This window comes from Pseudomonas sp. NPDC089734, assembly GCF_044748865.1.
Classification (GTDB): Bacteria; Pseudomonadota; Gammaproteobacteria; order Pseudomonadales; family Pseudomonadaceae; genus Aquipseudomonas.
In genome coordinates this window covers 147,502-166,305 of record NZ_JBIVGV010000007.1, presented here as the reverse complement: position 1 = coordinate 166,305, position 18,804 = coordinate 147,502, and the positions used below count along the sequence as shown (strand labels likewise).

At 59.0% G+C, this 18,804-nt stretch carries 18 protein-coding genes; 12 read left to right on the top strand and 6 right to left on the bottom strand.

Annotated elements, in window-relative coordinates; all coding sequences use genetic code 11:
- Positions 1-6: 6 nt before the first annotated feature.
- Both pilH and pilG read right to left on the bottom strand, forming a co-directional pair.
- Positions 7-372, bottom strand: coding sequence for a twitching motility response regulator PilH (pilH, locus tag ACIPY9_RS11660; RefSeq protein ID WP_400700663.1), 366 nt, complete (start codon positions 370-372; stop codon positions 7-9).
- Between the two features lie 45 nt (positions 373-417).
- Positions 418-828 (bottom strand): twitching motility response regulator PilG, encoded by a 411-nt coding sequence (gene pilG / locus ACIPY9_RS11655; protein WP_400700661.1) that lies wholly within the window; start codon positions 826-828, stop codon positions 418-420.
- Between the two features lie 228 nt (positions 829-1,056).
- Here pilG and gshB point away from each other — a divergent pair, with 228 nt between their 5' ends.
- From gshB to ACIPY9_RS11620, 7 genes are all read left to right on the top strand, one after another.
- Positions 1,057-2,010 (top strand): glutathione synthase, encoded by a 954-nt coding sequence (gshB, locus tag ACIPY9_RS11650; RefSeq protein ID WP_400700659.1) that lies wholly within the window; start codon positions 1,057-1,059, stop codon positions 2,008-2,010.
- Positions 2,011-2,114: 104 nt separating this feature from the next.
- Positions 2,115-3,017 (top strand): TonB family protein, encoded by a 903-nt coding sequence (locus ACIPY9_RS11645; protein WP_400700657.1) that lies wholly within the window; start codon positions 2,115-2,117, stop codon positions 3,015-3,017.
- Between the two features lie 76 nt (positions 3,018-3,093).
- Positions 3,094-3,663 carry a YqgE/AlgH family protein gene (locus ACIPY9_RS11640; RefSeq protein ID WP_400700655.1) on the top strand — a complete coding sequence of 190 codons (570 nt, stop codon included), beginning with the start codon at positions 3,094-3,096 and terminating at the stop codon, positions 3,661-3,663.
- Positions 3,663-4,103 carry a Holliday junction resolvase RuvX gene (gene ruvX, locus ACIPY9_RS11635; protein WP_400700653.1) on the top strand — a complete coding sequence of 147 codons (441 nt, stop codon included), beginning with the start codon at positions 3,663-3,665 and terminating at the stop codon, positions 4,101-4,103. The genes ACIPY9_RS11640 and ruvX overlap by 1 nt, the downstream gene beginning before the upstream one ends.
- Positions 4,104-4,198: 95 nt before the next feature.
- Positions 4,199-4,717, top strand: a complete 519-nt coding sequence (gene pyrR / locus ACIPY9_RS11630; protein WP_400700651.1) for a bifunctional pyr operon transcriptional regulator/uracil phosphoribosyltransferase PyrR — start codon at positions 4,199-4,201, stop codon at positions 4,715-4,717.
- 12 nt (positions 4,718-4,729) lie between these two features.
- Complete coding sequence (locus ACIPY9_RS11625; RefSeq protein ID WP_400700649.1) at positions 4,730-5,734, top strand: aspartate carbamoyltransferase catalytic subunit; 1,005 nt, start codon at positions 4,730-4,732, stop codon at positions 5,732-5,734.
- Positions 5,731-7,002, top strand: coding sequence for a dihydroorotase (locus tag ACIPY9_RS11620; RefSeq protein WP_400700647.1), 1,272 nt, complete (start codon positions 5,731-5,733; stop codon positions 7,000-7,002). Before ACIPY9_RS11625 ends, ACIPY9_RS11620 begins: the two co-directional genes overlap by 4 nt.
- A 239-nt stretch (positions 7,003-7,241) precedes the next feature.
- Here ACIPY9_RS11620 and ACIPY9_RS11615 read toward each other — a convergent pair whose 3' ends face one another.
- The 3 genes from ACIPY9_RS11615 to ACIPY9_RS11605 all read right to left on the bottom strand — a co-directional run bounded on the left by ACIPY9_RS11615 (position 7,242) and on the right by ACIPY9_RS11605 (position 13,209).
- A complete protein-coding gene (locus ACIPY9_RS11615) occupies positions 7,242-7,724 on the bottom strand; it encodes a hypothetical protein (RefSeq protein WP_400700645.1) in 483 nt (160 codons plus the stop codon).
- 52 nt (positions 7,725-7,776) lie between these two features.
- Complete coding sequence (locus tag ACIPY9_RS11610) at positions 7,777-12,387, bottom strand: RHS repeat-associated core domain-containing protein (protein WP_400700643.1); 4,611 nt, start codon at positions 12,385-12,387, stop codon at positions 7,777-7,779.
- A gap of 411 nt (positions 12,388-12,798) precedes the next feature.
- Positions 12,799-13,209 (bottom strand): NINE protein, encoded by a 411-nt coding sequence (locus ACIPY9_RS11605; protein ID WP_400700641.1) that lies wholly within the window; start codon positions 13,207-13,209, stop codon positions 12,799-12,801.
- 250 nt (positions 13,210-13,459) lie between these two features.
- Here ACIPY9_RS11605 and ACIPY9_RS11600 point away from each other — a divergent pair, with 250 nt between their 5' ends.
- The gene (locus ACIPY9_RS11600) at positions 13,460-14,143 is read left to right on the top strand and encodes a C40 family peptidase (protein WP_400700639.1); all 684 of its coding nucleotides are present in this window, start codon (positions 13,460-13,462) and stop codon (positions 14,141-14,143) included.
- 36 nt (positions 14,144-14,179) lie between these two features.
- Here ACIPY9_RS11600 and ACIPY9_RS11595 read toward each other — a convergent pair whose 3' ends face one another.
- The gene (locus ACIPY9_RS11595) at positions 14,180-15,214 is read right to left on the bottom strand and encodes a type IV pilus twitching motility protein PilT (protein WP_400700637.1); all 1,035 of its coding nucleotides are present in this window, start codon (positions 15,212-15,214) and stop codon (positions 14,180-14,182) included.
- A 56-nt stretch (positions 15,215-15,270) separates the two neighbouring features.
- On the opposite strand from ACIPY9_RS11595, the gene ACIPY9_RS11590 reads away from it, so the two are divergent.
- The 4 genes from ACIPY9_RS11590 to ACIPY9_RS11575 all read left to right on the top strand — a co-directional run bounded on the left by ACIPY9_RS11590 (position 15,271) and on the right by ACIPY9_RS11575 (position 18,800).
- Positions 15,271-15,957 carry a YggS family pyridoxal phosphate-dependent enzyme gene (locus ACIPY9_RS11590; RefSeq protein WP_400700635.1) on the top strand — a complete coding sequence of 229 codons (687 nt, stop codon included), beginning with the start codon at positions 15,271-15,273 and terminating at the stop codon, positions 15,955-15,957.
- A gap of 22 nt (positions 15,958-15,979) precedes the next feature.
- Positions 15,980-16,798 carry a pyrroline-5-carboxylate reductase gene (gene proC / locus ACIPY9_RS11585; RefSeq protein WP_400700633.1) on the top strand — a complete coding sequence of 273 codons (819 nt, stop codon included), beginning with the start codon at positions 15,980-15,982 and terminating at the stop codon, positions 16,796-16,798.
- Between the two features lie 27 nt (positions 16,799-16,825).
- The gene (locus ACIPY9_RS11580; protein ID WP_400700632.1) at positions 16,826-17,416 is read left to right on the top strand and encodes a YggT family protein; all 591 of its coding nucleotides are present in this window, start codon (positions 16,826-16,828) and stop codon (positions 17,414-17,416) included.
- Positions 17,417-17,660: 244 nt separating this feature from the next.
- On the top strand, positions 17,661-18,800 hold the full coding sequence (locus tag ACIPY9_RS11575) for a homoserine O-acetyltransferase (RefSeq protein WP_400700630.1): 1,140 nt from the start codon (positions 17,661-17,663) through the stop codon (positions 18,798-18,800).
- Positions 18,801-18,804: the final 4 nt, after the last annotated feature.

Sequence of the window (18,804 nt, the reverse complement as noted above, 5' to 3'; positions counted from 1 at the left end):
CGGCTTTCAGCCGGCCAGCACCGCGTTCAGGGTTTTCATCAGGGTTTCCTCATCCACCGGCTTGGTCAGGTAGTCCTTCGCGCCCTGGCGCTTGCCCCAGACCTTGTCGGTTTCCTGATCCTTGGTGGTGATCATGATCACCGGGATCGTGCTGGTGTCGGCGTCCTTGCTCAACTGCCGCGTCGCCTGAAAACCGTTGAGCCCCGGCATGACGATATCCATCAGCACCGCATCGGGCTTTTCCTGACGGGCCAGGGCGACGCCGTCGGCGCCATTTTCAGCCTTCAGCACCTCATGGCCATGCTTTTCAAGCATGCCGGTGAGTTTGTACATTTCGGTCGGCGAATCATCGACGATCAATATTCGAGCCATGGTGTTCCCCATCAGGTTGCGAGCTTGCGGCCAAGGGCACAGGCATCACGATATTTGTTGTTCCACCGCAACGAAACCGGGCACATGGGCCTTGATAGCGTTCAGTAGTTCTTCCTTGCTGAAAGGCTTGGTCAAAAACTGGTCGGAGCCCACGATCCGCCCCTTGGCCTTGTCGAACAACCCATCCTTGGAAGACAGCATGATGACGGGCGTCGACTTGAAAGCCCTGTTGTTCTTGATCAGGGCACACGTCTGGTAGCCGTCCAGGCGCGGCATCATGATATCGACGAATATGATTCGCGGATGGTTATCGGCAATCTTTGCCAACGCATCGAAGCCATCTATTGCCGTGATGACTTCACAGCCGGCGTTCTTGAGTAGCGTTTCGGCAGTACGGCGAACGGTCTTCGAGTCATCGATGACCATGACCTTCAATGCTGTGGCGTGCTGTTCCATGTCTGCTCTTCCGTCGCCGCAGCGATTCTTGGCGCGTTCTGCGTGGCACTGGGAGCCGGATCGGGGCGCTGGGCCGATCCATAGGGCAGAAGACCAGATGCCGAGCCTTTTTAGCATACTCTCCAGACGCAATCCATAAAGTGTGCCCCTTGACCCAAGGCACTCGGAGCGCCACCCTGACGCCTATTTCAGGCCATCACGGCCATTATCGATCAGAGGATATTGCACATGAGCGTTCGCTTAGGGATTGTCATGGACCCCATTGAGCGCATTTCCTACAAAAAGGACAGCTCGCTGGCCATGCTGCTTGCCGCACAGGCGCGTGGATGGTCGCTGTTCTACATGGAACAGCAGGACCTGTATCAAAGCGCAGGCCAGGCACGTGCCCGGATGAAACCGCTCAAGGTGTTTGCCGATCCGGCCCGCTGGTTCGAGCTGCAAGACGAAATCGACACAGGTCTGGACGACCTGGATGTCATCCTGATGCGCAAGGACCCGCCGTTCGACATGGAATTCGTCTACGCCACCTATCTGCTTGAACAAGCCGAGCGGGCGGGTGTGCTGGTGGTCAACAAGCCGCAAAGCCTGCGCGACTGCAACGAAAAACTGTTCGCCACATTGTTCCCGCAATGCACCCCGCCGACCGTGGTCAGCCGCCGACCGGACATTCTGCGCGAATTTGCCGCGCAACACGGCGACGTGATCCTCAAGCCACTGGACGGCATGGGTGGTGCCTCGATCTTCCGTCATCGCGTCGGCGACCCGAACCTGTCGGTGATCCTGGAGACTCTGACCGCCCACGGCACCCAGCAAATCATGGCGCAAGGCTACCTGCCCGCGATCAAGGACGGCGACAAGCGCATCCTCATGATCGACGGAGAGCCGGTGCCCTACTGCCTGGCACGCATCCCGGCGGCCGGTGAAACACGTGGCAACCTGGCAGCAGGCGGCCGTGGCGAAGCTCGCCCTCTGACCGATAAAGATCGCTGGATTGCCGAACAGGTCGGCCCGACCTTGCGTGAAAAAGGGTTGATCTTCGTCGGACTGGACGTGATTGGCGAGCACTTGACCGAAATCAACGTCACCAGCCCGACCTGCATCCGGGAAATCGACAACGCCTTCGGCACAAACATTGGCGGCATGCTGATGGACGTGATCGAGAAGAAACTGCAGGCGCGGTAAACCCTTTCACGGATGAATTCGCTCCTGCACGAGTCTTGTAGGAGCGGATTCATCCACGAAGAGATTAGGATGAAACGGATTTTGAACGAGACACTGAACCGCCAATGACCTCCATGGCAAGAAACGACCTGCCCCTCGAACTGTCGAGCGTAGGCGTACGTCCAGCCGACCGCCTGGGCTTTACCATCATGATCGCCGCGCTGATCCATGCCGCGGTGATTCTTGGCGTGGGTTTCACTTATGTAAAACCCGAACAGATTTCCCAGACACTGGAAATCACCCTCGCGACCTTCAAAAGCCCGGAAAAGCCCAAGGAGGCGGATTTCCTGGCTCAGGACGACCAACAGGGCAGCGGCACCCTGGACAAGGCCGAAACGCTGAAAACCACGGAAATTGCGCCTTATCAGGACACCAAGGTCAACAAGGTGACGCCACCACCGGCCAACAAGCCCGTGGAAAGACAGGAAGCACCGAAAACCGCTGTCGCCACGACAGCCCCCTCACCGCAGCACACGGTAACCAAACGCGAAGAGGTCAAACCCGAGCCCGCTGCCAAGGCCGCCCCGACTTTCGACAGTTCTCAACTGAGTAATGAGATCGCCAGCCTGGAAGCCGAGCTGTCCGCCGAGCAGCAGCTCTACGCCAAGCGTCCGAAAATCCATCGCCTCAACGCCGCCTCGACCATGCGCGACAAGGGCGCCTGGTACAAGGACGACTGGCGCAAGAAGGTCGAACGGGTCGGCAACCTGAACTACCCGGAAGAAGCCCGTCGCCAACAGATCTACGGCAACCTGCGACTATTGGTCTCGATCAACCACGACGGCTCGCTTCATGAGGTGCTGGTTCTGGAGTCATCGGGCCAACCGTTGCTGGATCAGGCGGCACAACGAATCGTCCGTCTGGCAGCCCCATTTTCACCGTTCACCGGCGATCTGGCCGACATCGACCGGCTGGAAATCATCCGGACCTGGAAGTTTGCACGGGGCGACAGGCTTTCGAGCAATTGATGCTTTCTTCACAAACCTCAGGCGCTGCTATAACTGACAGTTGTCAGGCCAGCCCGGCAGCGCCACACTAAGGCTCATGAAAAACGTATCCCCGACCTACCTCAAGCATCAATTTCTGATCGCCATGCCCCATATGCACGACCAGAATTTCGCGCAAACCTTGACGTATATCGTCGAGCACAACGCCAATGGTGCCATGGGCCTGGTGATAAACCGCCCACAAAACCTGAATCTGGCCGATGTTCTGGAGCAATTGCGCCCGGAGCTGCCTGCTCCCGCTCACTGCCAGCACATCCCGATTCACTCCGGCGGCCCGGTACAGACAGACCGGGGCTTCGTCCTGCACCCCAGCGGTCAGGTCTTCCAGGCGACCGTTGATCTGGGGGGCATCTCGTTGTCCACGTCGCAGGATGTGCTGTTCTCCATCGCGGACGGCTATGGGCCCGATCAGAATGTGATCGCCCTGGGCTATGCCGGATGGGATGCCGGGCAACTGGATGCCGAAATGGCCGCCAACGCCTGGCTGACCTGCCCTTTCGACCCGGCGATACTGTTCGATACCGACAGCGAACTGCGGCTCGACGCGGCGGCAGCTCGCTTGGGCATCAACCTCAATCTGCTCTCGACTCAAGCAGGCCACGCCTGATGGCCGGATTGCGCTTACTCCTGGGTTTCGATTACGGCACCAAACAGATCGGCATTGCAGTCGGCCAGGCCATCACCGGGCAGGCCCGTGAGCTTTGCACCTTAAAGGCACAGAACGGTGTCCCGGACTGGGACAAGGTCCAGGCCTTGATTACAGAGTGGAAACCCGATGCCATCGTCGTGGGGCTGCCGTTGAACATGGACGGTACGCCCAGTGAAATGAGTGCCCGCGCCGAAAAGTTCTCGCGTCGGCTCAATGGCCGTTTCAATATTCCGGTCTACACCCATGACGAACGCCTGACCACCTTCGAGGCCAAGGGCGAACGCATGGCCCGTGGCGGTCAACACGGCAGTTATCGCGACAACCCGGTGGACGCCATTGCCGCCGCACTCTTGCTGCAAGGCTGGCTCGATGCCAATCCCGAGCTGCTGCATGCGTGACTTTTCGAGCCATGACAGCTTCGAGATATCCGGATTTCACGTTTCCGCTTGAGCAATGCCGCACAGGCAATGCTTGAGCTTTTAAAGGAGCAATCATGAGCTTGCCCAACCCTACAGATCTGATTCGTCAGATGGCCACGGACCTGAATGCTCATCTGGGCAAACGCGGTATCAGCGACCCTCGCTTCATCGGCATTCGCACCGGCGGCGTATGGGTCGCGCAAGCGCTGCTCAAGACGCTGAACAATGAATCGCCACTCGGCACACTGGATGTGTCCTTCTACCGTGACGACTTCAGCCAGAACGGCCTTCATCCTCAAGTGCGTCCGTCAGAGCTGCCTTTCGAGATCGAAGGCCAGCATCTTGTGCTGATCGATGACGTGCTCATGAGCGGGCGCACCATTCGTGCAGCCCTCAATGAACTGTTCGATTACGGACGTCCGGCCAGTGTCACCCTGGTCTGCCTGCTGGATCTGGATGCCGGTGAATTGCCCATCCGCCCTGACGTGGTAGGTGCAACGCTTGCACTGGCACCCGACGAGCGCGTCAAGCTGACCGGCCCCGAGCCGCTGGCTCTCGAACTTCAAGACCTTTCCACCGCCTCAGCCCTTTAAGAGTCCCTTGCGATGACGCCTCTCGACGCCAAGCGCCCGCTGCAGCTCAACCATCAGGGTCAGCTGCGCCATTTTCTGTCTCTGGACGGCTTGCCCCGCGAGCTGCTCACTGAAATTCTCGACACGGCGGACTCCTTCCTCGAGGTCGGTGCCCGTGCGGTGAAAAAAGTCCCGCTGTTGCGTGGCAAGACGGTCTGTAACGTGTTCTTCGAGAACTCGACACGGACACGCACCACCTTCGAGCTGGCGGCCCAGCGGCTGTCGGCGGACGTCATCACCCTCAACGTCTCGACCTCTTCCACCAGCAAAGGCGAAACGCTGTTCGACACCCTGCGCAACCTGGAAGCCATGGCCGCCGACATGTTCGTCGTACGCCACGCCGACTCCGGCGCAGCTCACTTCATTGCCGAACACGTCTGCCCGGAAGTCGCGATCATCAATGGCGGCGACGGCCGTCACGCCCACCCAACCCAGGGCATGCTCGACATGCTGACGATCCGTCGTCACAAAGGCAGCTTCGAGAACCTGTCGGTGGCCATTGTCGGCGACATCCTGCACTCCCGCGTTGCACGCTCGAACATGCTTGCGCTCAAGGCGCTGGGTTGCCCGGACATCCGCGTCATCGGACCCAAGACCCTGTTGCCTGTCGGTATCGAGCAGTATGGCGTCAAGGTCTACACCGACATGACCGAAGGCCTGAAGGATGTGGACGTGGTCATCATGCTGCGCCTGCAACGCGAGCGCATGACCGGTGGCCTGCTGCCCAGCGAGGGCGAGTTCTACCGCCTGTTCGGCCTGACCACGGCCCGTCTGGCGGGCGCCAAGCCTGACGCGATCGTCATGCACCCCGGCCCTATCAACCGTGGCGTGGAAATCGAATCAGCGGTGGCCGACGGTGCGCATTCGGTCATTCTCAATCAGGTGACCTACGGCATTGCGGTCCGCATGGCCGTTCTGTCCATGGCCATGAGCGGACAAACCGCACAACGACAATTCGAGCAGGAGAACGCCCTGTGAAGCTCAGCATTCTCGGCGCTCGCGTCATCGACCCGAACAGCGGTCTGGATAAAGTCACCGATCTGCACATCGAGGCAGGCAAGATTCTCGCCATCGGTGCCGCTCCTGCAGGATTTGAAGCCGTACAAACCATCGAGGCCAACGGCCTGGTCGCAGCTCCCGGCCTTGTGGACCTCAACGTATCCCTGCGTGAGCCGGGTTACAGCCGCAAAGGCACCATCGCCAGCGAAACCCGCGCCGCAACGGCTGGTGGTGTGACCAGCCTGTGCTGCCCACCACGTACCAAGCCGGTACTCGATACCTCGGCCGTCGCCGAGCTGATTCTGGACCGTGCTCGTGAAGCCGGTTACAGCAAGGTCTTCCCTATCGGTGCCCTGAGCAAGGGGCTGGAAGGCGAGCAACTGGCCGAGCTGGTGGCCCTGCGCGATGCGGGCTGCGTGGCATTCGGCAATGGCTTGAACAGCTTCAGAAACACCCGCACGCTCTGCCGCGCCCTGGAATATGCCGCCACGTTCGACCTGACCGTGATCTTCAACTCTCAGGATCACGACCTGGCGGCCGGAGGCCTGGCCCATGAAGGCCCGACCGCCAGCTTCCTGGGTCTGGCCGGTATTCCGGAAACCGCCGAAACCGTTGCACTGGCCCGTGACCTGCTGCTGGTGGAACAAAGCGGTGTGCGCGCGCACTTCAGCCAGTTGACCAGCGCCCGTGGCGCAGCCCTGATCGCCCAGGCCCAGGCCCGCGGCTTGCCAGTAACCGCCGACGTGGCCTTGTATCAGTTGATCCTGACCGATGAAGCACTGATCGACTTCTCCAGCCTCTACCACGTCCAGCCACCACTGCGCACCCGTGCCGACCGCGACGGCCTGCGCGAAGCAGTGAAGTCCGGCGTGATTCAAGCCATCTCCAGTCACCACCAGCCTCACGAACGCGACGCGAAGCTGGCACCGTTCGGCGCAACCGAACCAGGCATCAGCAGCGTCGAACTGCTCCTGCCACTGGCGATGACTCTGGTGGAAGACGGCCTGCTCGACCTCCCCACCCTGATCGCTCGCCTGAGCACAGGCCCGGCAGCGGCACTGCGCTTGCCGGCTGGACAATTGAGCGCAGGCTCGGCTGCCGACCTGGTCCTGTTCGATCCGACAGCCTCGACGGTGGCTGGCGAGAAATGGCTGTCCAAAGGCGATAACTGCCCATTCCTAGGCCACTGCCTGCCAGGAGCGGTGCGTTATACGCTGGTGGATGGGCGGATCAGTTATAGCGGGTGATTGAGAGCTGATGTAATGAAGGGGCCGGTTGTGGGAATGACCGGCTTTCTCTAGCGCTTTAGATGCTATCAAAACTCAAACTCTTGAGTAATTTTATACGCAAGAGATTATGAGCCCATCACCATGTTATTACATAACACCATCAAACTATCCGAAAAATCCTCTGACATATAAAAACCCTATCAGATTGGAAAAATAAAATATTTTTTCACTCCCGCCAGACGAATATAGCTTAACTTTCACTTCAAAATATTATCAATATCTTGCATTACTTTAGCATCACGGCCTGAATGCTTTGCGACAACATCTAAACCAAGAACAACACCTTCTTTTCCTGCTTTACCAGCAGAGCCAAATACATCTCTAAAAAAATTCATCGCTTGCTTTCGATCATAATACCTTGCAACCATATCACCCACAACCCAGCACAGCTCTAGATCAGAATAATTGCAATAATTATTCCGAATCACATTCAACAATTTTTCTTTTTGCTGCACAGATAGTTTATCCATATCCGTTGAAAGCTTAATTAAAAAAGCATCAATACCAGCTTTCGAGAAAAGAGCTTCCGTTGATAACAGTTCTAAAATAAATTCAAGACACTCCTCAGGAAAAATCTCATGCCCCAGCGTCATGCGATCATACTCCGTCGCTAGCTCTCGAATTTTCTTTCTCCCGCCTTTTCCTTCAACCTCGTACAATGCCAGCCTTACAGCGTCCACATCCTACCTCCACACCAATTAAGCAAAAATACGTACATCCATCGCCATTAATTTATTTATTTTTGCATGGGCATTTTTTCTTCTCCTCTCCACCACACTCCTCATCATACTGACGCTCAACATCCCTCAAGTTCCTGTCCAACTTATTTATTATGGTCCTATGTCCACGCCGGGTTTGATAGAACTGTTCTCCAGGGCCAATATATTCTGGTAAACCCTGATCATCCGAGTTCAATTCACTCCAGCGCTTATCTAGATCTAGACGAATATTTCCCATTTTCCGCTGTAAATCTCGGCAGTACGCACTATCTGGGCTATGTTTGGCTAATCCTAGAGGGTCAACCCATTCCGTGGGGTTCGGAGCATATTGATGCAGGTTAATCCCACCCGCATACCCAATCGGATCCTTACTGACAAACCGCCCCACCCTCGGATCATAGTACCGATACCGGTTGTAGTGCAGCCCCGTCTCGTGGTCGTGGTACTGACCCTGGAAGCGGATCGGGTTGGTCAGGCCGAGTTGTTGTGCGCTGGCTGAACGCTGTTCCTTGATCTCGCCCCATGCCTTGTACTGCGCGCTCCAGGCGATCTCGCCGTGCTGGTCGGTGAGTTCCTGGGGCGTGCCCAGGTGGTCGCACTGGTACCAGGCCAGGGCGTCGAAGGGCTGGACCTCGGGTTTGTGGTGCCACAGCGGGTCGTCGTCGAAGTCGTACGGGCCGCTGTAGTCCGGCAGGTCGAGCAGCAGGATCGGGCTTTGGCGCAGGGCCTGGGCCACGGGGATGAAGCTGCCCGGTTCGTACAGGTAGTGCACGGTGCGGCCGGTGCCGCTTTCGTGCTGCGCCGGACTGCTTTCCCAGGCCAGGGTGTCGCCGTCCCAGCCGTACAGGGTGAAGCCGCAGCCCAGTTCCCGCTGTTTACGGCCATATTCGTTGCGGTTCCACTGGGTGCCCGCCTCGGGACGGTTCCGGGTGTGGGCGGTCGAGTGCTTGTACAGGCGTCGGCCCAGGGCGTCGTAGGCGTAGTCCACGGCCAGGCGGGCATCGTCGAAATGCACCAGGCGGTCGAACAGGTCCCAGGTCAGGCGGCTGTAGGCGCCGTTGTGCCAGCGCTGCACCTGGTTGCCACGGTCGTCGTATTCGTAGTGGGTGCCGGCGTATTCGCGCAGCAGGTTGTCGAGCAGCTGGCTGCGTTTGGGGTCCTGGTCCAGCGGGCGGCGGATGTCGGCGACGGTGTCGTCCAGCAGGTTGCCGGCCGGGTCGAAGGCGAAGGTTTCCACGCCCTGACGGCTGATGGCGCTGAGCAGGCGGCCCACCGGGTCGTAGCGGTAAGCCAGCGGGCCGCGGCGGCTGTCGTTGATGTCGGTCAGTTGCCCGGCGGCGTCGTAGGTGTATTCGCGCTTGAGCAGCGTGGATTTGTCGTCAGGGCGGCCCAGCAGTTGTTCCGTCAGGCGACCGGCCGGGTCCCATTGCTGGGTCTGCAGCAGGCGGTTGCCCTGGTGGCGGGCGATCTCGCGGTGCAGGTCGTCGCGCTCATAGCCGATCAGTTCGTGATCGTCCAGGCGCAGGCCCAGCAGGTGGCCGCTGCCGTAGGTCAGCCAGCTGACCCGATGGCCGTCCGGGCGCACGGTGGCGATGCGCTGGTTGAGCACGTCGTATTCGTGCTGCCAGACCGCGACCTGCGGTTTGTCCAGGCCCAGGTAGTGCTGGTGTTCACGCAGCAGGTTACCCGCCGGGTCATGGAACCATTGCAGGCGGCTGTCGGTGTTGCGGGCCTGGATCAGGTGGCCGTTGCCGTCGTAGGCGAAGGTTTCAGTCTGGGTCTGGTCGCCCAGGCGCGCCGTGCGTTCGATCAGGCGGCCCATGGGGTCGAAGCTCAGGTCGATGGTGCGCTCGCCATTGACGGTACGGGCCAGACGCCCGGTGGCCGGGTCGTACTGGTAGCGGGTCACCCGGCCGTCGAAGCCGGATTCGTCCAGCAAACGCCCCACCGGGTCGTAGTGGAAGTGGGCGCGGCGTTCGTTCTCGTTTTCCAGGGTGGTCAGGCGGCCCAGCAGGTCCCAGCGGTAGCGCAGGGTCTGTTCGGCGGCATCGACCCGCTCGGCAATCAGGCCCGCGGCGGTGTAGGTCCAGGTGGTGCAGCGTTCCAGGGCATCGACGTGGGCCAGCAGGCGGCCCTCGGCGTCGCGCTCGAAACGTTCTTCGGTCGTATCCGGGTGGACGATCAGCGCCAGCTGCCCGGCCTTGTACTGGTATTCGGTGGTGTTGCCGGCCGCGTCGGTGAAGGCGACCAACTGGCCCAGGTCGTTGTAGGCCCAGGCGCTGGTCTTGCCGGAGCAGTCGGTGTATTCGACCAGTTGCCCGGCATCGTTGTAGGCCAGGGCCTTTTCGTTGCCGTGGGCGTCCTTGATGGCGGTGGGCTGGCCGTTGCCGTTGTAGGCGTATTCGGTGGTGTTGCCCAGCGGGTCGACGGTTTCCACCAGGTTGCCGCTGTCGTCATAGGCGCGCTGCCACTGCCCGCCTTCGGCGTCGCTGATCTTGATCAGTTGGTCCTGGTCGTCGTAGGCGTAGTGCACCACGGTCTGGTCGGCACGGATATGTTGCAGCAGGTTGCTGCGCTCGTCGTAGGTGTAGCGGTCGGTGCTGCCGTCGGCGTGGACGTGGCGCACGACGTTCTTGGCATCGTCGCGGAACAGCCATTCGGAGCGGCCGTCGGGGTGGCGGATGCGGTAGGTGTAGCCCTTGATGTCGTAGTAGTGCCAGGTTTCATGGCCCAGGGCATCGGTGACGTAGGTCAGGCGGATGTTTTCGTCCCACTCCAGGCGGGTGTCGAAGCTGCCGTCGTCGGCCCATTCGCGCACGGCCCGGGCGTCGGCGCCGCTGCCATCCCACTGCAGGTTGAGGCCCCGGCCGGTGCGGTCGGTGTAACGCACGATCAGGTGGGACTGGTAGTGATACTGCCAGGCGGCGCCGTGTTCATCCTGGGCCTGGACCAGATCGCCATAAACGTCGTACTGGTAGCGACACAGCTGGCGCAGGGGCTTGCCGTCCTTGATCTCCCACAGCCCGATCAGGCGGCCCTGTTCGTCGAGCATCGTGCCCAGGTGCAGGTGCACCTTGCTGATGTCCCCTTCCTGATAGGTCAGGATATCCGACAGGACGCGGGCGTCGCCGTGACGGTGCTCGTAATGCAGCATGACGCCGGTGCCGTTGCGCAGTTCGATGCGGGTCAGGCGATACTGGCGACCGTCGCGAACGTAGGTTTCCTTACGCTCGAGGCCCCGGCACAGCACCAGCTGGTCCTCGGCCGCACGCACCACGGTGAAGTCTTCGATGGCGTCGTAGTGGAACAGGCCCACTTCGGGCAGCGGGCAGGCATGGCTGCGGCCGTCGGCGTCGTGGAGCAGCAGGCCGTCGTTTTCTTGGGTCAGGTCGAAGCGGGTGGTGAATTCGGTGACCCAGCGGGCGCCCAGAATGCCCTGGTCGTAGGCGGACAGGCGTGAGTTGTAGAGGCGGGTCCAGGTGATCGGGAACGGGCCAGGCAGGCTGAAGTCGGTGTGGTTGAAGGACTCGGAACCCAGGGCGAAGCTGATGCTGTTACATGTGATAGGGCAAACCTTGTTCTTTTCAAGATTGGCCGCTTGTGCCGCCTTGGACTCCTTGTCTACAACGTCGACCTCCCCCTTGCCTGCTACATGCTTGGACTTGCTGACAGAGTCCTGTTTGACAACACCTGCCTGAGCATTGGGATTACGAAGCTTCCATTGGGCACTGGTCTTGGCGAGCACAAGCATGTGCGCCCCAATGGAGTTTGGAACGCCTGCGTCAGCTAGCTTGTTCAGATTCAGGCGTAATTCTGGCCCCATGGCCCGCAAGGCCGGAGTATGCGAAAGCACCAACTCCTTGGCCTCATCAGGAAGCAAGTACTTGGCCGCGCTGTTGCTCATGCCCTTTCCGGCAGCTTTGAGAAGGCTGGAAGCCGCGCCCAGAAAGTTGTCGAAGTTGCCCTCGGCCGTGGGATCACGCGTTAACTTGGTCAGGCCGCTGCTGAACAGATTACCGGCATCGTCCAAGTCCTCTTGGGCGTTATGGCCGCCTGTAACCGTTTTTTCCAAGCCATCGGCAATTTCATTGATGATCTTCTCGCCGTACTGGCCAGCGTCATCAAGAATGCCCTTGAGCAAACCATCGGCTTCTTTCAGAAACTCATCAATCTCACCAACAATGGTCGCATTCAGATGGCCACACACTATTTCAATCAGCGCGTCCCCTAGTAGTTGTTTCCCACTGTTTCGCAGCTCCTGGCGAACCAGAAACAACATGGGGCGCAGACTCATACGCGCCGCAGCCATGGTTGGCGGAGCCGGTAGTACGCCAATCAGGTTGATACCCAGACTGACCCAATCGAGCGGATCCTGCTTTTTGCTTCGAGACAAGGTGACGATATCGGACAGTGCATCTACCAGCGCCATGATATTGCCGATCACTGGCAAGGCACCGGCTACCGTCTTGATCCGTTCGAGAGTGACAGCCCCGCCGCTTATCTCTTGCAACCAGGCATCGACTACAGCCGCGCTGCCCCCCACATCCTCAACGCCGATGAGATTCAATGGAACAACCGCCACCTGCGGCTCACGCTTGGCTACAGCCGTTGTCTCAGTCGTCATGACAGCATCTCACCCGCAGAAAGATCGATTACGGGCTGTGCGAGGGGGGCGTTCAGATGTGCACGAAAGATGCGCATTGCCATGAGGACTCTCCTTGCTCAAATGGCGGGACCAGACAGCAAAAAAGGCTGGTCGAATGGCAAAGAGATAATAAGAAACGTGCCAACAAATAAATTATTGATAAAAATCAATCAGTTAAATAAACACCAAGGCCATTTACCGTCCCAGACCGGCCATAACCCAAGAAAAAGTGCGCAAGAAGTTGCGCACCACTGTGCAACTTCTTGCGCACTCGTCTGCACATCCTGATCTAAAAGCTCTCTATAGATCTATCCACAACTTTATCCACATTTGAGTGCGCAACTTCTTGCGCACCTGTGCCTGGCTCGACCGCGCTGAAAAAACGCGACCTTACGCACGATTCTGTTGTGCATTTTTCATGGATATCTGGTCGTTCAGGGTCCAGAAGTCATAGAGCACACCGATCAGAAACAGTCCTCCCGTCAGCAGGTAGAGGATACCGGTGATCCATTTGCCCTGGTACATGCGGTGGACACCTAGAAACCCGAGGAATGTCAGCAGCAGCCATGCCACGTTGTAGTCAGTCTCTCCCTGGGTGAAACGCAGGTCTGCATCGCGGTCCATGCCGGGAATCAGGAACAGGTCGATCAGCCAGCCAATCCCCAACAGACCGAAAGTGAAGAACCAGAGCGTCCCGGTCACGGGCTTGCCGTAGTAGAAACGGTGAGCGCCGAGAAAACCCAGGATCCACAACAGATAACCCAGAAGCTTGCTGTGTGTGTCAGGTCGATAGCTGTTCATTCATTACCTCTTTGGGCTGATAGAAAAAAATATGTGTAAATTCTGTGACTTCTGCTACCCGTTCCGACGTATGGCAAAACCTCGCTCATGAACAGCTCAACCCCTTGTAACCAAAGGGATTGCAGCAGAAAAGGAAAGTGTCTTTCGCATAAAACGTAACGATTGAACTGTGATCGGATCGACAAATGGGGTCAGGAATTCAAAAAAAGCTGTTATAAAGTTGCGCGCTGATCACTATGAGCCCTGCTTCATGCGTTCTTTTTTCAAGACATGGCTAACCATTTGCCTCTTCATGCCTCTGGCCGCCCACGCCACCAACCGTGAGCAACAGCTTCCTGCGAGTTTCACTGGCTACACCGCGAAAGGCCACTTCTCTCCCGCCATCGCAATGCGTAGTACACCTCAGCAAGCGACTGTCATCCCTCTTCGGATTCACGACACCCACGACACTCAGATACCGGCTCCCCGAAAGACTTCAAGCAAGCCCGTCAAGACCAAAGCCCTGGCAGCCAGCAATGCCAAGCAGGGCAACGCGGTCGTGAAGCGCGCCTTGCAGGCTGTAGGAACGCCTTATCGCTGGGGCGGCACGACACCGGGCAAGGGTCTGGATTGCAGCGGTCTGGTGAAATACGCGTTCAATGATGTCCAGGAAGTCGACCTTCCCCGCACCTCGAATGCCATGGCCGAAGGTCACGGCCAGAAGGTCGAACGCAAGGACCTGAAACCGGGCGACCTGCTGTTCTTCAACATCAAGAGCCGCAAGATCAATCACGTCGCCATTTACCTGGGCAATGATCGCTTCGTTCACGCCCCTCGTCGCGGCAAGGCAGTGACAGTCGATACGCTGAAGAAGCCTTACTGGAACAGCCACTACAAGATCGCCAAGCGTGTACTGCCGAAACAGGCGGTACCGATACATGTCGCACAGCGATAATGCCAAGGCCTGCCTCGGCGGCAGGCCTTCCAGCGACTAGAAGTTGTCAGGCACCTTAGCCTTTTCACGGGCACTCTCTCGGGTAATCAACCCTCTCTTCAGCAGGTCCGCCAGACACATATCCAGCGTCTGCATACCGACAGAACCACTGGTCTGAATGGCCGAATACATCTGCGCCACCTTGTCTTCGCGAATCAGGTTACGAATCGCGGGGGTCCCCATCATGATTTCATGCGCAGCCACACGGCCACCGCCCACCTTCTTGAGCAATGACTGCGAAACCACGGCATGCAGCGACTCAGAAAGCATGGAGCGGATCATGGACTTTTCCTGTGCAGGAAAGACGTCCACGACCCGGTCGATGGTCTTGGCGGCCGAGGTCGTGTGCAGCGTGCCGAATACCAGGTGACCGGTTTCAGCGGCGGTCAGCGCCAGCCGAATGGTTTCGAGGTCGCGCAGCTCGCCGACCAGAATCACGTCAGGGTCTTCACGCAGGGCAGAGCGCAGAGCTTCGGAGAAACCCAGCGTATCGCGGTGCACCTCACGCTGGTTGACCAGGCACTTCTTGGACTCATGAACAAATTCGATCGGGTCTTCGATGGTCAGGATGTGGTGATGCTTGTTGCAGTTCAGGTAATCGATCATCGCCGCCAGCGTCGTCGACTTGCCCGAACCGGTCGGCCCGGTCACCAGAATCAGGCCTCGCGGCACATCGGTGATCTTGCGAAAGACCTCCCCCATCCCCAGGTCTTCCATGCTCAGGATCTTGGAGGGAATGGTCCTGAATACCGCACCCGCACCACGGTTCTGGTTGAACGCGTTGACCCGGAAGCGCGCCACACCCGGCACCTCAAACGAGAAGTCGGTTTCCAGCGACTCCTCGAACGCCTGGCGCTGCTTGTCGTTCATGATGTCGTAGATCAGTGCCTTGACTTCCTTGGCATCCAGCGCTGGCAAGTTGATCCGCCGCACATCGCCGTCGACACGGATCATCGGCGGCAAACCGGCAGAGAGGTGTAAATCCGACGCGCCCTGTTTGGCGCTGAAGGCCAGCAGTTCGGTAATATCCATACAGCTCCTCAATCACATAGAATGCCGCAGACTTTAGCCCTGCTGGCGCAAACCCAATGTCCACGATAGCAGCGAACATTTCAACGCTCGAAGCACGAATTAGCGCAGCGGCACACGCCGCGCAGCGCACCCCGTCCTCCATCGCCCTGCTGGCGGTCAGCAAAACCAAGCCTGCCAGTGCCTTGCGCGAAGCCTATGCGGCCGGTCTGCGCGACTTTGGCGAAAACTATTTGCAGGAAGCCCTGGGCAAACAGCTCGAATTGACCGACCTGCCCTTGTGTTGGCATTTCATCGGCCCCATTCAGTCGAACAAGACGCGCGCCATCGCCGAAAATTTCGCCTGGGTACATTCTGTGGATCGCCTGAAAATCGCTCAACGCCTGTCCGAACAGCGCCCGGAACACCTTGAACCGCTCAATATCTGCATTCAGGTCAATGTCAGCGGCGAGGCGAGCAAATCCGGCTGTACGCCTGAAGACCTCCCGGCGCTGGCTGCCGCCATCAGTACACTGCCACGTCTGAAACTGCGTGGTTTGATGGCCATTCCAGAGCCGACAGAAGACAGCGTCGCCCAGAACGCTGCTTTTGCCGCTGTACGTACACTGCAAGAACACTTGAACCTGCCACTGGACACACTTTCCATGGGCATGAGCCACGACCTGGAGGCCGCCGTTGCACAAGGCGCGACCTGGGTACGGATCGGTACTGCCCTTTTTGGTGCCCGTGACTACGGCCAGCCATAACCTCAAACAAGGACCTCTTTACATGAGCAAGACTCGTATTGCCTTTGTCGGTGCCGGAAACATGGCCGCCAGCCTCATCGGCGGGCTGCGCGCCCAGGGCGTCGATGCGGCCCTCATTCGTGCCAGCGATCCGGGTGCCGAAACCCGTGAGCGGATTTCGGCCGAGCACGGCATCGTGACCGTGGCCAATAACGCCGAAGCCATCGAAGGCGCCGATGTGGTACTGCTGGCAGTCAAGCCGCAAATGATGAAAGCCGTCTGCGAAGCCTTGCGCCCAAGCCTGAAACCTCAACAACTGATAGTCTCCATTGCCGCAGGCATCACCTGCGCCAGCATGACCCAATGGTTGGGCGAGCAGCCTATCGTCCGTTGCATGCCCAATACACCAGCCCTGCTGCGCCAGGGTGTCAGCGGTCTGTACGCCACCGACAAGGTAAACGCCACACAACGCGCACAGGCCGAGCAGTTGCTGTCGGCCGTCGGCGTCGCGGTATGGCTGGATGAAGAGAAGCAACTCGATGCCGTGACCGCCGTGTCCGGCAGCGGCCCGGCGTATTTCTTCCTGATGATCGAAGCGATGACCGCTGCGGGCGTGAAACTGGGCCTGTCCGAAGAGATCGCCAAAAAACTCACCCTACAGACCGCGCTGGGTGCCGCACTGATGGCCACGGGCAGCGAGGTGGATGCCGCCGAACTGCGCCGCCGCGTGACCTCCCCTGCCGGCACCACGGAAGCCGCCATCAAGGCCTTCCAGGCAGGCGGCTTTGAAGCGCTGGTGGAAACGGCTCTCAGCGCCGCCGATCACCGCTCGGCCGAACTGGCCGAACTACTGGGCAAATAATTTTTCACGCCTTTCCGGAGCAGATCGATGATTGGATTGAACACCGCTGCAATTTACGTCCTGCAAACCATTGGCAGTCTTTATCTGTTGATCATCCTGTTGCGCTTCGTGCTGCAACTGGTGCGGGCCAATTTCTACAACCCGCTGAGCCAGTTCACCGTAAAAGCCACACAGCCACTGCTGAAACCGTTGCGCCGGTTCATTCCCAGCCTGTTCGGGCTGGACATGTCCTCGCTGCTGCTGGCCATCGTTGTGCAGATGATCCTCATGGCCCTGACCCTGCTGCTGAGCTACGGCACCACAGGCGATCCGCTGCACCTGCTGATCTGGTCGATCATTGGCGTGACCGCGCTGTTCCTGAAGATATTCTTCTTTGCCCTGATCATCAGCGTGATCCTGTCCTGGGTCGCTCCGGGCAGCCACAACCCGGGTGCCGAACTGGTCAACCAGATCTGCGAACCGGCCCTGGCACCGTTCCGCCGGATCCTGCCCAATCTGGGCGGTCTGGACATCTCGCCGATCCTGGCCTTCCTGGTGCTCAAACTGCTGGACATGCTGGTCATCAATAACCTGGCGGCCATGAGCATGATGCCGCAGGTTCTGCGTATGTTGATCTGACTCTTTCGCGAATGAATTCGCTCCTACTCTGTGGGAGCGGATTCATCCGCGAGAATGTATTACAGACAGTAGAGATTTATCGATTTCACCGGCCTCTTCGCGAATGAATTCGCGCCTACCGGGCCCGCGAGAAAGGTATTGAAGGCTGTGTGGCAGCCGATTCATCCGTGAAGACCATTTACTCTGTTGCCGCTCCCCCCCGCGATCTTTAGACTTACGCCTCATTTAAGCGAGAGCAGGGTCGATGCCCACGGTCTTCCCCCACGATTCTGTCGGTCTGGTCACACCGCAACTGGCACATTTCAGCGAACCTCTGGCCCTGGCCTGCGGGCGTTCGCTGCCAGCCTACGACCTCATTTATGAAACCTACGGCCAACTCAATGCTGCGCACAGCAACGCCGTACTGATCTGTCATGCACTTTCCGGTCACCACCACGCGGCGGGCTATCACAGCGCTGAAGATCGCAAGCCCGGCTGGTGGGACAGCTGCATTGGCCCCGGCAAACCTATCGACACCAACAAGTTCTTTGTCGTCAGCCTGAATAACCTTGGCGGCTGCAACGGCTCCACAGGCCCGAGCAGCATCGATCCCGATACCGGCAAACCTTTCGGTGCGAACTTCCCGGTCGTGACCGTGGAGGACTGGGTCAACAGCCAGGCCCGACTCGCGGATCTGCTGGGCATCGAGCAGTGGGCAGCCATTGTCGGTGGCAGCCTGGGCGGCATGCAGGCCCTGCAATGGACCATCAGCTACCCCGAGCGCGTACGCCACTGTCTGGCTATCGCCTCGGCACCCAAGCTGTCGGCGCAGAACATCGCCTTCAACGAAGTCGCACGCCAGGCGATTCTCACCGACCCGGAGTTCCATGGCGGCTCCTTCCAGGAACGTGGCGTCATCCCCAAGCGTGGCCTGATGCTGGCGCGCATGGTCGGGCACATCACGTACCTGTCCGATGACTCCATGGGCGAGAAATTCGGCCGCGGCCTCAAGAGTGAAAAACTCAACTACGACTTCCACAGCGTGGAATTCCAGGTCGAGAGCTACCTGCGCTACCAGGGCGAGGAGTTCTCCGGCCGCTTTGACGCCAACACTTACCTGTTGATGACCAAGGCGCTGGACTATTTCGACCCGGCGGCGAACTTCAACGACGATCTGGCACAGACTTTCGCCGGTGCCAAGGCGAAGTTCTGCGTGATGTCCTTCACCACCGACTGGCGCTTCTCGCCTGCCCGCTCCCGGGAGCTGGTGGATGCCTTGATGGCGGCCCGCAAGGACGTCTGCTACCTGGAAATCGATGCGCCTCAAGGGCACGACGCCTTCCTGATTCCGATCCCTCGCTACCTGCAGGCTTTCGGTAACTACATGAACCGAATTTCGTTGTGAGGAC

Coding starts and splice junctions, on each gene's coding strand:
- pilH (WP_400700663.1), bottom strand. CDS start 372: ATGGCTCGAATATTGATCGTCGATGATTCGCCGACCGAAATGTACAAA.
- pilG (WP_400700661.1), bottom strand. CDS start 828: ATGGAACAGCACGCCACAGCATTGAAGGTCATGGTCATCGATGACTCG.
- gshB (WP_400700659.1), top strand. CDS start 1,057: ATGAGCGTTCGCTTAGGGATTGTCATGGACCCCATTGAGCGCATTTCC.
- ACIPY9_RS11645 (WP_400700657.1), top strand. CDS start 2,115: ATGACCTCCATGGCAAGAAACGACCTGCCCCTCGAACTGTCGAGCGTA.
- ACIPY9_RS11640 (WP_400700655.1), top strand. CDS start 3,094: ATGAAAAACGTATCCCCGACCTACCTCAAGCATCAATTTCTGATCGCC.
- ruvX (WP_400700653.1), top strand. CDS start 3,663: ATGGCCGGATTGCGCTTACTCCTGGGTTTCGATTACGGCACCAAACAG.
- pyrR (WP_400700651.1), top strand. CDS start 4,199: ATGAGCTTGCCCAACCCTACAGATCTGATTCGTCAGATGGCCACGGAC.
- ACIPY9_RS11625 (WP_400700649.1), top strand. CDS start 4,730: ATGACGCCTCTCGACGCCAAGCGCCCGCTGCAGCTCAACCATCAGGGT.
- ACIPY9_RS11610 (WP_400700643.1), bottom strand. CDS start 12,387: ATGACGACTGAGACAACGGCTGTAGCCAAGCGTGAGCCGCAGGTGGCG.
- ACIPY9_RS11605 (WP_400700641.1), bottom strand. CDS start 13,209: ATGAACAGCTATCGACCTGACACACACAGCAAGCTTCTGGGTTATCTG.
- ACIPY9_RS11600 (WP_400700639.1), top strand. CDS start 13,460: ATGCGTTCTTTTTTCAAGACATGGCTAACCATTTGCCTCTTCATGCCT.
- ACIPY9_RS11595 (WP_400700637.1), bottom strand. CDS start 15,214: ATGGATATTACCGAACTGCTGGCCTTCAGCGCCAAACAGGGCGCGTCG.
- ACIPY9_RS11590 (WP_400700635.1), top strand. CDS start 15,271: ATGTCCACGATAGCAGCGAACATTTCAACGCTCGAAGCACGAATTAGC.
- proC (WP_400700633.1), top strand. CDS start 15,980: ATGAGCAAGACTCGTATTGCCTTTGTCGGTGCCGGAAACATGGCCGCC.
- ACIPY9_RS11580 (WP_400700632.1), top strand. CDS start 16,826: ATGATTGGATTGAACACCGCTGCAATTTACGTCCTGCAAACCATTGGC.
- ACIPY9_RS11575 (WP_400700630.1), top strand. CDS start 17,661: ATGCCCACGGTCTTCCCCCACGATTCTGTCGGTCTGGTCACACCGCAA.